The organism is Lutimaribacter saemankumensis, from assembly GCF_900100005.1.
GTDB classification, from domain to species: domain Bacteria; phylum Pseudomonadota; class Alphaproteobacteria; order Rhodobacterales; family Rhodobacteraceae; genus Lutimaribacter; species Lutimaribacter saemankumensis.
In genome coordinates this window covers 104,291-117,785 of sequence record NZ_FNEB01000003.1, presented here as the reverse complement: position 1 = coordinate 117,785, position 13,495 = coordinate 104,291, and the positions used below count along the sequence as shown (strand labels likewise).

The 13,495-nt window shown below is 64.3% G+C and carries 15 protein-coding genes; 9 read left to right on the top strand and 6 right to left on the bottom strand.

Annotated features, from left to right (window positions below; translation table 11 throughout):
• Positions 1-79 precede the first annotated feature (79 nt).
• The 8 genes from BLT50_RS07745 to trpB all read left to right on the top strand — a co-directional run bounded on the left by BLT50_RS07745 (position 80) and on the right by trpB (position 7,045).
• Positions 80-445 (top strand): hypothetical protein, encoded by a 366-nt coding sequence (locus BLT50_RS07745; RefSeq protein WP_090028093.1) that lies wholly within the window; start codon positions 80-82, stop codon positions 443-445.
• A gap of 73 nt (positions 446-518) precedes the next feature.
• Positions 519-1,139, top strand: a complete 621-nt coding sequence (cmk, locus tag BLT50_RS07740; RefSeq protein WP_090028092.1) for a (d)CMP kinase — start codon at positions 519-521, stop codon at positions 1,137-1,139.
• Positions 1,136-2,134, top strand: a complete 999-nt coding sequence (locus tag BLT50_RS07735; RefSeq protein WP_090028091.1) for an aldo/keto reductase — start codon at positions 1,136-1,138, stop codon at positions 2,132-2,134. Before cmk ends, BLT50_RS07735 begins: the two co-directional genes overlap by 4 nt.
• 218 nt (positions 2,135-2,352) lie before the next feature.
• Positions 2,353-4,107, top strand: coding sequence for a 30S ribosomal protein S1 (gene rpsA / locus BLT50_RS07730; protein ID WP_281241628.1), 1,755 nt, complete (start codon positions 2,353-2,355; stop codon positions 4,105-4,107).
• A gap of 284 nt (positions 4,108-4,391) precedes the next feature.
• A complete protein-coding gene (gene ihfB, locus BLT50_RS07725; RefSeq protein WP_090028089.1) occupies positions 4,392-4,673 on the top strand; it encodes an integration host factor subunit beta in 282 nt (93 codons plus the stop codon).
• Between the two features lie 6 nt (positions 4,674-4,679).
• Positions 4,680-5,039 carry a lipopolysaccharide assembly protein LapA domain-containing protein gene (locus BLT50_RS07720; protein WP_090028088.1) on the top strand — a complete coding sequence of 120 codons (360 nt, stop codon included), beginning with the start codon at positions 4,680-4,682 and terminating at the stop codon, positions 5,037-5,039.
• A gap of 7 nt (positions 5,040-5,046) precedes the next feature.
• Complete coding sequence (locus BLT50_RS07715; protein ID WP_090028087.1) at positions 5,047-5,694, top strand: phosphoribosylanthranilate isomerase; 648 nt, start codon at positions 5,047-5,049, stop codon at positions 5,692-5,694.
• Between the two features lie 97 nt (positions 5,695-5,791).
• On the top strand, positions 5,792-7,045 hold the full coding sequence (trpB, locus tag BLT50_RS07710; protein WP_090028086.1) for a tryptophan synthase subunit beta: 1,254 nt from the start codon (positions 5,792-5,794) through the stop codon (positions 7,043-7,045).
• Between the two features lie 68 nt (positions 7,046-7,113).
• Here trpB and BLT50_RS07705 read toward each other — a convergent pair whose 3' ends face one another.
• The 4 genes from BLT50_RS07705 to pth all read right to left on the bottom strand — a co-directional run bounded on the left by BLT50_RS07705 (position 7,114) and on the right by pth (position 10,446).
• Entirely contained in the window at positions 7,114-7,488 is a 375-nt protein-coding gene (locus BLT50_RS07705) for a DUF2237 family protein (protein ID WP_090028085.1), read from the bottom strand.
• A 3-nt stretch (positions 7,489-7,491) separates the two neighbouring features.
• Entirely contained in the window at positions 7,492-8,664 is a 1,173-nt protein-coding gene (locus BLT50_RS07700) for a serine hydrolase domain-containing protein (protein WP_090028084.1), read from the bottom strand.
• A 73-nt stretch (positions 8,665-8,737) separates the two neighbouring features.
• Entirely contained in the window at positions 8,738-9,772 is a 1,035-nt protein-coding gene (locus BLT50_RS07695; protein WP_090028083.1) for a DUF2332 domain-containing protein, read from the bottom strand.
• Positions 9,769-10,446: an aminoacyl-tRNA hydrolase gene (gene pth / locus BLT50_RS07690; RefSeq protein ID WP_090028082.1), complete on the bottom strand. Its 678-nt coding sequence runs from the start codon at positions 10,444-10,446 to the stop codon at positions 9,769-9,771. The genes BLT50_RS07695 and pth overlap by 4 nt, the downstream gene beginning before the upstream one ends.
• Positions 10,447-10,533: 87 nt before the next feature.
• Here pth and hmuQ point away from each other — a divergent pair, with 87 nt between their 5' ends.
• On the top strand, positions 10,534-10,857 hold the full coding sequence (gene hmuQ, locus BLT50_RS07685; RefSeq protein WP_090028081.1) for a heme-degrading protein HmuQ: 324 nt from the start codon (positions 10,534-10,536) through the stop codon (positions 10,855-10,857).
• Positions 10,858-10,920: 63 nt separating this feature from the next.
• Here hmuQ and BLT50_RS07680 read toward each other — a convergent pair whose 3' ends face one another.
• Complete coding sequence (locus tag BLT50_RS07680; protein WP_090028080.1) at positions 10,921-11,571, bottom strand: 50S ribosomal protein L25/general stress protein Ctc; 651 nt, start codon at positions 11,569-11,571, stop codon at positions 10,921-10,923.
• 467 nt (positions 11,572-12,038) lie between these two features.
• Entirely contained in the window at positions 12,039-13,433 is a 1,395-nt protein-coding gene (locus tag BLT50_RS07675; RefSeq protein WP_090028079.1) for an MORN repeat-containing protein, read from the bottom strand.
• Between the last annotated feature and the right edge of the window lie 62 nt (positions 13,434-13,495).

Sequence of the window (13,495 nt, the reverse complement as noted above, 5' to 3'; positions counted from 1 at the left end):
ACACTTCTTTTCACCAGCGGGTCAAAAACGGGCCGCATTTCGCTTGTATTCCAGCCCTGTGGCAGACCGGGATGGTTGCATGACGCTGTACGACAGATTCTTGATCGCATTCAGTTTTCCGCTCGGATTCCTGTTCGGGGCGCTGGCGATGTCGGTGGCGGCCCTGTTTGCCATCGGCGGTGAGGCGATGGGATCGGTTTTCCTGATCGTCGCGGGGTTTGTCATCGTTGCCGATCATGCAATCGGCCGACTGTCGCACGGCTTTTTCCGCCGCCTGAGCGACCGCACCGAGGCCGAGATCACGCGGCTGGAACAATCCTTCGCACAACGCTCGCGGCTGTCTCGCTTCGTGTTCGTCATGGGCTTTGCCGTGGCGGTCGGCGCATCGCTGATCTGGTCGGTGGAAACGGTGGCGGGGTTCGCCACGGTTCTCTGGCCAGCCTGAAGACGCGGGTCACTTTCCATTCTTCCGATGGCTTGCTAGTGGTTTTGCCAGCACCGCCGTGCAGGGGAATGCCATGAGTTTCACCATCGCAATCGACGGGCCCGCCGCGGCCGGAAAGGGCACCATCTCAAGGGCCGTGGCCGCGCATTACGGGTTTGCGCATCTCGATACCGGGCTGCTTTACCGCGCCGTGGGCGCACGGCACCTGGCGGGGGCCGATCCGGTCGAGGCGGCCCGGACGCTGACGGCCGCGGATCTCGAGGCGGGCAACCTGCGCACGCCGGACGTGGCGCAGGCCGCGTCCAAGGTCGCGGCCATCCCCGAGGTGCGCGCGGCGCTGGTGGATTTCCAGCGCGCCTTTGCCCGCCGGGCGGGCGGCGCTGTGCTGGACGGGCGCGACATCGGCACGGTGATCTGCCCCGAGGCAGAGGCCAAGCTGTTCGTCATCGCCAGCCCCGAAGTGCGCGCCGAACGGCGCTATCGCGAGCTGCGCGAGAAAGGTGTCGAGACGGATTTCGCCACGGTTCTGGAAGACGTGAAAGAGCGTGACGCCCGCGACATGGGCCGCGCCGACGCACCGCTGCGCCCGGCCGACGACGCGGTGGAACTCGATACTTCGCATCTGAGCATAGACGAGGCCGTGGCCACCGCCATCGCGGCCGTGGACCAGGCAATGAAGGAGCGCATGACATGACCCTGCCCAACCGCAAGATCGGCCCGCTGAGCACATCCGCCCTTGGCGTGGGCGCGATGAGTTTCGCCGAATTCTATGGTCCGACGACCGAGGAAAACTCTTACGCCATCCTGGATGCCGCGATGGAGCTGGGCGTGCGCCATATCGACACCTCGAACATCTACGGGATGGGGCGGTCGGAACGCGCAATCGGCGCGTGGCTGCGGGACAATCCGGGCGCGCGCGACACCCTGCATATCGCCACCAAGGGCGGAATCACCCGCGATGCCGAGGGCAACCGGAAATTCGACAACTCTCTGGCGCATCTGGAGGCGGAACTGGACCAGAGCCTAGAGCGGATGGGGATCGACTGCGTGGATCTTTATTATATCCACCGCCGCGAGGCCGAGATGCCCATCGAAGACGCGACCGAAGCGCTGGCCGCGCTGGTGAAAAAGGGCAAGGCCAAAAGCATCGGTTTTTCCGAGATCGCACCCTCGAGCCTGCGGCGTGCGCATGCGGTCCATCCGGTCGCGGCGGTGCAGTCGGAATATTCGCTGTCGACCCGCGCGCCCGAACTGGGCCTGCTTCAGACCTGCGCCGAACTGGGCGTGGCGCTGGTGGCCTTTTCGCCGGTGGGCCGGTCGCTGCTGACCGACACCCCGCTAAACGCCGAAGCGGTGGCCGATTTGCCGTTCCTGCGCGAAAACCCGCGATTCCAGGCGCCGAACTTCGCCGCCAACCTGGCCGCGACCGACCGGTTCCGCGCGCTGGCCGCGGAAATGGGTGTGCCCGCCGCCGCGCTGGCGATCGCGTGGGTGCTGGCGCAGGGCGACCATGTGGTGCCGATCCCCGGCACCCGCTCGGTCAGCCATTTCCGCGAACTGGTGCAGGGCGTGACGCTGGAATTGTCGGGCGACGACATCGCGCGGATCGAGGCGGTGCTGCCCGTTGGCTGGGCCCATGGCGACCGCTATTCCGCCGGGCAATGGGTGGGGCCGGAACGGTTCTGCTGACGTCCTTCGACTGCGCCGGGGCCGAAAGAGGCCCTGCGGCCGGTGCCTGGCGATGGTCAGCCATATCCCGCCGCACTGGCCGAAAAGCGCGCAAAGCCCTTGCCATGCTGGCCTGCCTTCGCTAAACACCGCGCGTCGACACGGCATTCATGCCGCTATAACAAAGAGATCGAGCAGGGTCGGGACGCACCGGCCCTCTTTGTTTTGCGGCGGCCCAAATGACCAACCCAAGACCGGCGGAGACAACCGCACGGCCAGATAAACCGATACGTAAAGGAAATAGACGCCACATGGCTCAGAACGCATCCATGGAGGAATTCGAAGCCCTCCTTAATGAAAGCTTCGAAATGGACACACCCGAAGAGGGTTCTGTCGTCAAAGGCAAGGTCATCGCAGTCGAAGCGGGCCAGGCCATCATCGACGTCGGCTACAAGATGGAAGGCCGCGTTGATCTGAAAGAATTCGCAAATCCCGGCGAAGCCCCCGAAATCACCGTCGGCGACGAGGTCGAGGTTTACCTGCGCGCGGCTGAAAACGCCCGTGGCGAAGCCGTCATTTCCCGCGAAATGGCCCGCCGCGAAGAAGCCTGGGACCGCCTGGAAAAAGCCTATGCCGACGATGCCCGCGTCGAAGGCGCGATCTTTGGCCGCGTCAAGGGTGGCTTTACCGTCGATCTGGGCGGCGCCGTGGCGTTCCTGCCCGGCAGCCAGGTCGATGTGCGCCCCGTGCGCGACGCCGGCCCGCTGATGGGTCTCAAGCAGCCGTTCCAGATCCTCAAGATGGACCGCCGCCGTGGCAACATCGTCGTGTCGCGCCGCGCCATCCTGGAAGAAAGCCGTGCCGAACAGCGCGCCGAGGTGATCGGCAAGCTGAACGAAGGCGACACCGTGGACGGCGTGGTCAAGAACATCACCGAATACGGTGCGTTCGTCGACCTGGGCGGCGTTGACGGCCTGCTGCACGTCACCGACATGGCATGGCGCCGGGTCAACCACCCGTCGGAAATCCTGTCGATCGGTGAAACGATCAAGGTGCAGGTCATCAAGATCAACAAGGACACCCACCGCATCAGCCTGGGCATGAAGCAGCTGGAAGATGATCCGTGGGATCTGGTCGGCGCCAAGTACCCGCTGGGTTCGGTGCATTCCGGCCGCGTGACCAACATCACCGATTACGGTGCGTTCGTCGAACTGGAACCGGGCGTCGAAGGCCTGGTCCATGTCAGCGAAATGTCCTGGACCAAGAAGAACGTGCATCCCGGCAAGATCGTGTCGACCAGCCAGGAAGTGGACGTCATGGTCCTGGAAATCGATCCGGCCAAGCGCCGCGTATCGCTGGGCCTGAAGCAGACCATGCGCAACCCGTGGGAAGTGTTCGCCGAAACGCACCCCGAGGGCACCGAGGTCGAGGGCGAGGTCAAGAACATCACCGAATTCGGTCTGTTCATCGGTCTCGACGGCGACATCGACGGCATGGTTCACCTCAGCGACCTGAGCTGGGACGAGCGTGGCGAAGACGCGATCCAGAACTACAAGAAGGGCGATGTCGTCAAAGCCGTCGTCACCGAAGTGGACGTGGAAAAAGAGCGTATCTCGCTGTCGATCAAGGCGCTGGGTGGCGACAAGTTCGCCGAGGCCGTTGGCGGCGTGAAGCGCGGCTCGGTCATCACCGTCGAAGTGACCGCGATCGAGGATGGCGGCATCGAGGTGGAATACGAAGGCATGAAATCCTTCATCCGCCGTTCGGACCTGTCGCGCGACCGCGCCGAGCAGCGCCCCGAGCGCTTCCAGGTCGGTGACAAGGTCGATGTGCGCGTGACCAACGTGGACAGCAAGACCCGCCGTCTGGGCCTGTCGATCAAGGCGCGCGAAATCGCCGAGGAAAAGGAAGCCGTGCAGCAGTATGGTTCGTCCGACTCGGGCGCATCGCTGGGCGACATCCTGGGTGCGGCGCTGAAGGGCGACGACGACTGATCGCAGCCCTGCGCATCACATGGAAACCATTGAAAGGCCCCGCCCGCGCGGGGCCTTTTTTCGTTCCCCGGCGCCCGAATCATGGCATGGCCGAAAAGCGTGCCAAGCCGTTGCGCCGCGCCGTATAATCCGGTCTGGGTGCGAGACCTACCCGGAATCGCCCTGAAATCGCGTCAGAATTTCCGCAAAGCCCGTGCGCGGCTATTTCCGTAGCCGCTTTTTCTTCCTATAGTCGGGCCAAAGGAACTGCGACGCTAAAAAACCGCGCGGGGGGGATTGCTGGAATGATCAGGTCAGAACTGATTCAGAAGATCGCAGACGAAAACCCACACTTGTATCAACGGGATGTCGAAAGGATCGTGAACACGATCTTCGAAGAGATCACCGCCGCCATGTCGCGGGGGGACCGGGTTGAACTGCGCGGCTTTGGCGCGTTTTCCGTCAAGAAGCGCGACGCGCGCGTGGGCCGCAACCCGCGCACCGGTGAATCCGTGCATGTCGAAGAAAAGCATGTGCCGTTCTTCAAGACCGGCAAGCTGCTGCGGGATCGTCTGAACGGAAAGTAGGTTGCCATGCGTTACATCCGCTATGCCATCCTTGCCGCCATCGCGGTGGTGCTTATCGTGCTGGCTTTGGCCAACCGCGGCAGCGTGACTCTCAATACGCTGCCCGGCGGACTGGCCGAATTTCCCGGCATGAGTGTGCTGAGCTATTCCGTCGAACTTCCCTTGTTCATCGTGGGCTTTGGCGGCGTGCTGGCGGGGCTGTTGCTGGGCTTTGTCTGGGAGTGGATCCGCGAGCACAAGCATCGCGCCGAAGTCGTCCGCAAGCAATCCGAGGTGAAAAAGCTCGAACGCGAGCTGCGCCGCAAGGAAGCCAAGCAGAACGAGGGCAAGGACGAGGTCCTGGCCCTGCTCGACAAGGCCGGCTGACCCGGAAATGCCCGATATTCGCGTGAAAATCTGCGGGCTGACCCGGCCCGCCGACCTGCAGGCCGTTGCCGACGCCGGAGCGGCCTATGCCGGGTTCGTCTTTTTCGCCAAGAGCCCGCGCAACCTGTCGGTGGCCGACGCCCGCGCGCTGGCGCTGCAGGCGCCTGCCGGGTTGGCCAAGGTGGCGCTGGTGGTGGATGCCGATGACGCAACGCTGGACCGCATCGTTGGCGAAGTGCCGCTCGACATGCTGCAACTTCATGGCTCGGAAAGCCCCGACCGCGTGGCCGAGATCCGCGCCCGCCACGGGTTGCCGGTGATGAAGGCGATCGGGATCGCCGATGCGGGCGATCTGCAGAAGATCGATCTTTATTCCCCGGTGGCCGATCAGCTGCTGATCGACGCCAAACCGCCCACCGGGGCGGACTTGCCGGGTGGCAACGGGCTGAGTTTCGACTGGCGGCTGTTGCAGGGGCGCAAGTACTGGCAAAAGCCCTGGATGCTGGCGGGCGGTCTGACCCCCGAAAACGTCGCCACGGCCGTGCGTCTGACCGGAGCGCGGCAGGTGGATGTGTCCTCGGGGGTGGAAAGCGCGCCGGGCGTCAAGGATGCGGACCTGATCCGCGCTTTCGTGGCGGCGGCACAGGCCGAATAAGGCACGCGCGCCCGCGTCCACCTCGTCTTGCGTCGGAAGGCCCCTACCTTTACACCAGCGCAAGCAAGACAGCCCTAGCAGCCGGGAGAGCGCCACGATGGCCGACGATCTTTTCAACTCTTTCATGAACGGTCCTGACGAAAAGGGCCGGTTTGGCGATTTCGGCGGGCGGTTCGTATCCGAAACGCTGATGCCGCTGATCCTGTCGCTGGAAGAGGAATACGACCGCGCCAAGGATGACCCCAGCTTCTGGGCCGAGATGGACGACCTGTGGAAGCACTATGTCGGGCGGCCCTCGCCTCTCTATTACGCCGAGCGGCTGACCGAGCACCTGGGCGGGGCCAAGATCTATCTCAAGCGCGACGAGCTGAACCACACCGGCGCGCACAAGATCAACAACGTGCTGGGCCAAATCCTTCTGGCGCGCCGTATGGGCAAGCAGCGCATCATCGCGGAAACCGGCGCCGGTCAGCATGGCGTCGCCACGGCCACTGTCTGCGCCAAGTTCGGCCTGAAATGCGTGGTCTACATGGGCAAGCACGACGTGGAGCGCCAGGCGCCCAACGTGTTCCGCATGCGCCTTCTGGGCGCCGAGGTGATCCCGGTGACGTCGGGGCGCGGCACGTTGAAGGACGCGATGAACGACGCGCTGCGCGACTGGGTGACCAACGTGCATGACACGTTCTACTGCATCGGCACGGTGGCGGGGCCGCACCCCTACCCGGCGATGGTGCGCGATTTCCAATCGATCATCGGCAAGGAAGTACGCTGGCAACTGGCCGAACAGGAAGGCGAAGGCCGCCTGCCCGACACGGTGATCGCCGCGATCGGCGGAGGGTCGAACGCGATGGGGCTGTTCTTTCCCTTCCTCGACGATCCCAGCGTTCGGATCATCGGCGTCGAAGCCGGTGGCAAGGGCGTGGACGAAAAGATGGAGCATTGCGCCAGCCTGACGGGCGGGCGCCCCGGTGTGCTGCATGGCAACCGCACCTACCTGCTGCAGGACGACGACGGCCAGATCCTAGAAGGGTTCAGCATTTCGGCGGGCCTGGATTATCCGGGCATCGGGCCGGAACATGCCTGGCTGCACGATATCGGTCGGGCCGAATACGTGTCGATCACCGACCGCGAGGCGCTGGAGGCGTTCCAGCTGTCCTGTTCGACCGAGGGAATCATTCCCGCGCTGGAACCCAGCCATGCGCTGGCCCATGTGATGAAGATCGCGCCGGACCTGCCGAGCGACCATATCATCGTGATGAACATGTGCGGACGTGGCGACAAGGACATCTTTACCGTGGCGCGGCACCTGGGCTTCGACATGTCGGACACGGTAGGCCGCGACGCGGACTGAACAGGTTTCGACCTGCACGTATCAGGGGCGGTGCGCCGGGCGCGCCGCCCTTTTTTCATCGCCACGGGTCAGACGGCGTAGCGTTCCAGGATTTCCAGCGGCACGATGTCGAGCGCGCGCATGTGTGTCGACGACAGGCGGACATTGGGGGCGCAGCCTTCGTCATGGGCTTGCAGAAAGCGCGCGGCGCACAGGCACCATTGATCGCCGGGTTTCAGCCCGGCAAAGTTGAACTCAAGCCGCGGTGTGGACAGATCATTGCCCACATATTTCGAATAGGCCAGGAATTCGGCCGTCATGATCGCACAGACCGTGTGACTGCCCTGATCAGCCGCGCAGGTGTTGCAGTGGCCGTCGCGAAAAAAGCCGGTCAAAGGATCGGCCGAGCAGCTTTCCAGCGTTCCACCCAGCACGTTGATCGAGGCGTCTTTTTCGATGCTCATCCCCTACCCTCCTGCGGCGGCGCGGGCGATCCGGCGCAGAGCCGCGATATTTCCGTCGTTTATACCATCTTCGCGAAACTGGCGGTCAGCGGATGTGACGACGATCACCACGTTCCGCGCGCGGTCGATATAGAGATATTGCCCATAGACGCCGCGGCCATAGACCTCGCCCTCGGCGGCATCCCTGGGCATCCACCACTGGTAGCCGTATTTCTCGGCGTCATCGGCCGTTGGCGCAGAAGGTACGGTGCTTTCGGCCAGCCAGTCGGCGGACACGATCTGCCGGCCCTGCCATTGCCCGTCCTGCAACACCATCTGCCCGAACCGCGCGTAATCGCGGCTGCGAAGGTTCAGCCCGCCCAGCACGAAGGCCGTGCCGAACCCGTCCGTGACGTAGTATGGATCGGCCTCGAGCCCGAGCGGCGCGATCAGTTTTTCCTGCATCAGGTCGGAAACGCTGCGGCCCGTCGCGCCGCGCAGGACCATGCCCAGAACATGCGTGTCGATCGACACATAGCGCCAGGTCTTGCCGGCGGGGCCTGCGCGCTTTTGCTGGCTGGCGGCAAACCCGTCCATCGATCCGCCTAGGGCAAGAACACGGCCCATCCGGTTGATGTCGGACGAAAATTTCAGGTAATCCTCGTCGAATTCAACGCCGCTTGCCATTTGCAGCACGTCACGCAGGCTGGCCCCGTCATAGGCGCTGCCGCGCAGTTCCGGGGCGTAATTCGTGACGGGATCATCGAGGCTGTCGATTGCCCCATCGTCAATGACGATGCCGGTCAGCACCGACAAAAAGCTTTTGGCGACCGACCAGGAAATGCGCCGGTCCTCGGGGCCGGTGCCAAGGTAGTAGTCTTCGTACCGGAGCGCGCCATCATGCAGCACGACAAGCGACGTGACCGCACGGTCGGCGATCCAGCCATCGGTGCCTTCGGGCAGCGCCATCGCCGGGCCTTCGGGCAGTGGAGCCACCGGCCCATCACCGCGCGACATCGTGCGGGCAAAGAACAACTGATCCATGGACGAGAAATTGCGCACGATGCGGTCTTCGGAAAATAGCGAATTGACCGCCATGAGCCGCGACAGCTCTTCACGTTTCCAGATGCCCACAACGACTGCCGCCAGAACCAGCAGCAGCGCGATGCGCGCGAGTATGCGCAGGATATTCCGCATGCCCCTCACCTCTTCCACTCTCACGCGGTCAAGTGCAGCATGGCGCACGGTCAAAAACAAGGGGAACGGTAGGTCAAACGGGTTCGGGCATCCACTGCACCCACCGCCCGTGGAAACAGGCCCGGCCCAGCGAAAGATGAAGATCGCCGGGCCAGAGCCGCAGCGTGACAGCGGCGCCGGGTGTGTGGCCGTCAGCCTCCATCCCCAGCCAGGCAAGCGGCGCATCGTGGGTCGCCGCCATGCCTGCCGCTTCGATCATGGCCTGACCGCGGGCCTGGGTTTCGGCGGGGAAATACTGCCAGGCGATCGTATGAAAGATCAGGTGCAGATGGCCGGGCTTCGGTGCGGCAAGGCGCATCCGCAGCCAGTCGATGGCATCGCCCTGCGCCACCGGCGCGGGCGGCAGCGCCAGCGCCGCGCGGGTGCGGGCCAGCCGCTCGGGCTGATCGGGCCAGAGATAGGCCAGCAGGCGCAGCGCGTCCTCGTCATCGGTGGGATCGAGCGGGTTCAGATCGGCCCCCGCGCGGTCTGTGACCTTTATGCCGGCGGCCGCGGGATCGGGGCCGCGCCAGTCGGGTTCCAATGCGAGCACGGGATTGGCGGGGCCGTAATCGCGCCCGCCGACGCGCAGCGCGTAGCGGTCGAAATGCAGGTTCAGCCCCGCGCTGGCGCCCAGTTCGCTCAGTATGAGCGGCAGATCATGGCGGGCGGCAAGCCAGCGGGCAGCGGCGATCAGAACGGCCGAGCGGCCCAACTCGTTCGTTTGCGGCGCGCTGTCGATCCAGCGGTCCAGGAAATCGGCATGCTGCAGCATCGCGCCACGCAGGGCGGCCAGCAATTGCGCATCGGGCACCTCGTTCGGCGGATAGGCTGCGGCCAGGTCCGGGGCCACGCCCAGCAATTTCAGCGCGTGCAGACCACCCGCCAGCCGCAGCGGCAAAGACACACCCTTTGGCCCGACGTCGCCCGGCCATGCCTCCATCCGGGCGGCCAGCGCCCGGTCAAGCGGCCAGTGCCCAGCCATAAGCCCCATCAGCCGCGCCATGAAGGGCGATCCGAGCGCGGCGCAATGCCCGGCCTGATCACGAAAGGCCGCGTTCAACCTCACTTGAAGCGGTCCAGCAGTTTCTGCATCGGGCTGCGGCTGTCTTCGGGCGCGGGTTCAGGCGCGGGCTCCGCTTTGGTATCCGCCTTTGACGGTTTCGGCCTTTGCGGCGCGGGCCGGGCCTGTGCGATGGCATTGAGGAATTTCGGCCCGTCCCCTGCCGCAAGATCGGGCGCGCCCCGCGCGATCCCGCGCAGCAGATCATCCAGCCAGTCCTGATCGGCCTTGGCGAAATCCGACAGCACGTAGGCCGCCACGCGATCCTTGTGGCCGGGATGGCCGATGCCAAGACGCACGCGGGCATAGGCCTCGCCGATATGCTGGTGGATCGAGCGCAGGCCGTTGTGGCCGGCATGGCCGCCGCCCTGTTTCAGCCGCACCTTGCCGGGGGCCAGGTCCAGCTCATCATGGAACACGGTCACGTCTGCCGGGGTCAGCTTGTAAAACCGCATCGCCTCGCCGACGGACTGACCCGACAGGTTCATGAAGGTTTCGGGCTTGAGCAACAGCACCTTGTCACTGCCAAGCCGGCCCTCGGTCAGTTGCCCCTGGAACTTGGCGCGCCAGGGCGCGAAACCGTGGTCGTCGGCGATGCGGTCAAGCGCCATGAACCCGATATTGTGGCGGTTTGCCGCGTATTTCGCACCGGGATTTCCCAATCCCACCCAAAGCTGCATTGCCGACGCTCCTGTTTTTTCTGCGGTGCAGGATATTGACCCTGCCCCGCCTTTTCAATGAACTGCCCCGGGAAAAGGAGGGCAAGCATGGCCTATATCGCGATGAACCGTTTCCGCGTCCTACCCGGGCAGGAGGAAACCTTCGAAACGATCTGGCGCGAGCGCGAAAGCCGGCTTGGCGAAATGCCCGGTTTCGTCGAATTCCGCATGCTCAAAGGGCCCGAACGGGACGGTGTGCGGCTTTACGTTTCGCATGCGACATGGGCCACGGAAGAGGATTTTCGCGGCTGGCTGACCTCGACCCAGTTTCGCGGCAGCCACAAGAACGCGGGACGCAGCCGGATGGATGGCGTGATCGACGGCCCGCCCGATTTCGAAGGCTTCGAAACGGTGTTGCACCAGACCACGTAGAAAACGAAAAACGGCGCGAGATGACCCCGCGCCGTTCGATACTGTCCCTCGTGGGAGCGTGGATTACTCCTCGCCGCCCTCTTCGGTTGCGGCTTCGACCTCTTCGCTTTCTTCGGCGGCGGCCTCATCCTCGGCCGAGCGCAGGCCCGACGGTGCCGAGATATTGGCGATCACGAAGTCGCGGTCGATCGTGGGCTTTGCGCCTTCCGGCAGGGTCACCGACGAAATCGTGACGGTGTCACCGATGTTCAGGCCGGACAGGTCCACTTCGATCTTCTCGGGGATGTCGCCGGCGGTCACCACCAGTTCCACCTCGGGGCGGACGACGGTCAGAACGCCACCCTTCTTGATGCCGGGCGCGATTTCCTCGTTCAGGAAATCGACCGGGATGAAGAGGTTGATCTTGGTCGTCCGGCGCAGGCGCATCAGGTCCAGATGCGTCGGCAGGTCCTTGACCACGTCGCGCTGCACATCGCGGCAGATCACGCGCACGTCGTCGTGGCCTTCAACCTTCAGATTGAAGAGGGTCGACTTGAAGCGACCGGACTTCAGGCGCTTGAGCAGCGCGTTGAAGGGAATATTGATGGGAAGCGGATCGACGTCACCACCGAAAACGATTCCCGGCACCATGCCGTTGCGCCGTGCCTGACGAGCGGCGCCCTTGCCTGTCCCCGTCCGGACTTCGGCGTGAAGATCAGGAATTTCTCCAGCCATTTGAATTCTCCATAAGCTAGGGCGGGGTGCCTCCAAGGCTGTCACCCCGCGTGAAGCCGCGCGTATAGACCGGAACGAGCCGCTTGGAAAGAGGTAAAAGGCCGCTTTTTGCAGCTTTACAGCCTGTCCACACCACGACCGGACGATGACGTGGCCGGCGGCGCGCCCCGTGGGGGTTTTGCACCCCCACACCCCCGCAGAGTATTTCCGGCAAGATGAAGCTGCCGGCTTAACCCTAGATTAAACGGGGCCGCGCCAAGGTGCATGGGCGCTACAGGCTGGAGAGCCGATGGGCGCGCAAGGTGAAGCCCCGCGCCCGGCCGGATGCGAATACGCCAGCGCCGGGGCGGGGTGGACCATGAAGCTTCATCTTGCTTCAAATACTCCCGCCGGAGGCACCCCGAGGCCGAAGGCCGAGATGACCTGCGCGCGCGGCAGCGCGCTCGATTGAAACGGGCCGAGGCCGCTTATTCCTGTGTCAGCGCGCCGTTTTCCCAGGTTCCGCTGGCCTCTTCGCCGGTGGCATAGCGCATGGTGCCTTCGCCCTGGCGCTTGCCGGCGCGGAACATGCCTTCGTAGACGTCGCCATTGGCATAGGTTGCCACACCGCGCCCCGAAATCTCGCCCGCCTGCCACTGGCCTTCGTATTTGAACCCGTCGGGCATCACGATCGCGCCGATGCCCTCGCGCTGGCCGTTCGCGAACTGGCCCTCATAGATGGTGCCGTCGGGATAGGTGGCCTTGCCCTGCCCGTGGCGCTGGCCGTTCAGCCACTCGCCCTCGTAGCGGTAGCCATCGGAATACGTCATCACGCCAAAGCCGTGATTCTTGGCATCCTTGTAGGCGCCTTCATAGACAAGGCCGTTGGCATAGGTGGCCTTGCCCTGCCCTTCGATCACGCCCGCGCGCCATTGGCCTTCATAGGTCGAACCGTCGGGATAGGTGATCTTGCCCTCGCCATCGGCAAGGTCGTTGCGGAACTGGCCTTCGTAGACCGAGCCGTCGGGATAGACCACGCGGCCCTGGCCCTCGATCTGGCCAGCGACCCACGATCCTTCATAGCGATAGCCGTCCGAACCGGTGAAACTGCCCTGGCCATGGCGGCGGTCGTCCTGGAATTCGCCTTCGTAGACATCGCCATTGGCATAGGTGAGCTTGCCCAGCCCTTCGCGGCGGCCCGACACGAAGGCGCCTTCGTAGACGTCGCCGTTGGGCTGGGTCAGCTTGCCCTGCCCCGTCATCTGCCCGGCGCGCCATTCGCCTTCGTAGACCAGCCCGTCCGGCAGGGTCAGCGTGCCGCGGCCTTCGCGTGCGCCCCGCGCCATTTCACCTTCGTAAACGGACCCGTCGGGATAGGTGATCGTGCCGAGCCCTTCCTTGACGCCGTTCACCCAGTCGCCTTCGTAGACATAGCCGCCGGGCGATTCCATCGTGCCGCGGCCGTGGTGCATCGCGTTGCGGAACTCGCCCTCATAGCGCACGCCATTGGCATAGACGGCGACGCCGCGGCCGGTGATCTTGCCTTCGACCCAGTCGCCTTCGTAGGTGCCGCCATCGGTAAAGACGATCTTGCCGATGCCGTGGGGTTTGCCCTTTTCGAACTCGCCCTCATAGACAGAACCGTTCGGAAAACGCGCGACGCCCTGGCCGCGAATCTCGCCCTCTACCCACTGGCCGGTATATTCATAGCCGTTGGGCAGCCGATAGGTGCCCTGGCCGTGCTGCAGGCCGTTCTTGAACTCACCCTCGTAGACACCGCCGTCGTCGTATTCCTTGGTCTGGGTGCCGTCCTGCGCCCATGCGGGTGCGGCCAGCGCGACACTCAGTGCCAGCAATGCGGTTTTGGCGGATTTGATGGTCATGTGATACGTCCCTGCTCTGCCCCCCCGGGGCCGGTCCCGTGCGCGTGCCAGAAACCTAATGG

What these genes read in the sequence shown, in the direction of transcription:
- BLT50_RS07745 (WP_090028093.1), top strand. Translation starts at nt 80, where the DNA reads ATGACGCTGTACGACAGATTCTTGATCGCATTCAGTTTTCCGCTCGGA.
- cmk (WP_090028092.1), top strand. Translation starts at nt 519, where the DNA reads ATGAGTTTCACCATCGCAATCGACGGGCCCGCCGCGGCCGGAAAGGGC.
- BLT50_RS07735 (WP_090028091.1), top strand. Translation starts at nt 1,136, where the DNA reads ATGACCCTGCCCAACCGCAAGATCGGCCCGCTGAGCACATCCGCCCTT.
- rpsA (WP_281241628.1), top strand. Translation starts at nt 2,353, where the DNA reads ATGACCAACCCAAGACCGGCGGAGACAACCGCACGGCCAGATAAACCG.
- ihfB (WP_090028089.1), top strand. Translation starts at nt 4,392, where the DNA reads ATGATCAGGTCAGAACTGATTCAGAAGATCGCAGACGAAAACCCACAC.
- BLT50_RS07720 (WP_090028088.1), top strand. Translation starts at nt 4,680, where the DNA reads ATGCGTTACATCCGCTATGCCATCCTTGCCGCCATCGCGGTGGTGCTT.
- BLT50_RS07715 (WP_090028087.1), top strand. Translation starts at nt 5,047, where the DNA reads ATGCCCGATATTCGCGTGAAAATCTGCGGGCTGACCCGGCCCGCCGAC.
- trpB (WP_090028086.1), top strand. Translation starts at nt 5,792, where the DNA reads ATGGCCGACGATCTTTTCAACTCTTTCATGAACGGTCCTGACGAAAAG.
- BLT50_RS07705 (WP_090028085.1), bottom strand. Translation starts at nt 7,488, where the DNA reads ATGAGCATCGAAAAAGACGCCTCGATCAACGTGCTGGGTGGAACGCTG.
- BLT50_RS07700 (WP_090028084.1), bottom strand. Translation starts at nt 8,664, where the DNA reads ATGCGGAATATCCTGCGCATACTCGCGCGCATCGCGCTGCTGCTGGTT.
- pth (WP_090028082.1), bottom strand. Translation starts at nt 10,446, where the DNA reads ATGCAGCTTTGGGTGGGATTGGGAAATCCCGGTGCGAAATACGCGGCA.
- hmuQ (WP_090028081.1), top strand. Translation starts at nt 10,534, where the DNA reads ATGGCCTATATCGCGATGAACCGTTTCCGCGTCCTACCCGGGCAGGAG.
- BLT50_RS07680 (WP_090028080.1), bottom strand. Translation starts at nt 11,571, where the DNA reads ATGGCTGGAGAAATTCCTGATCTTCACGCCGAAGTCCGGACGGGGACA.
- BLT50_RS07675 (WP_090028079.1), bottom strand. Translation starts at nt 13,433, where the DNA reads ATGACCATCAAATCCGCCAAAACCGCATTGCTGGCACTGAGTGTCGCG.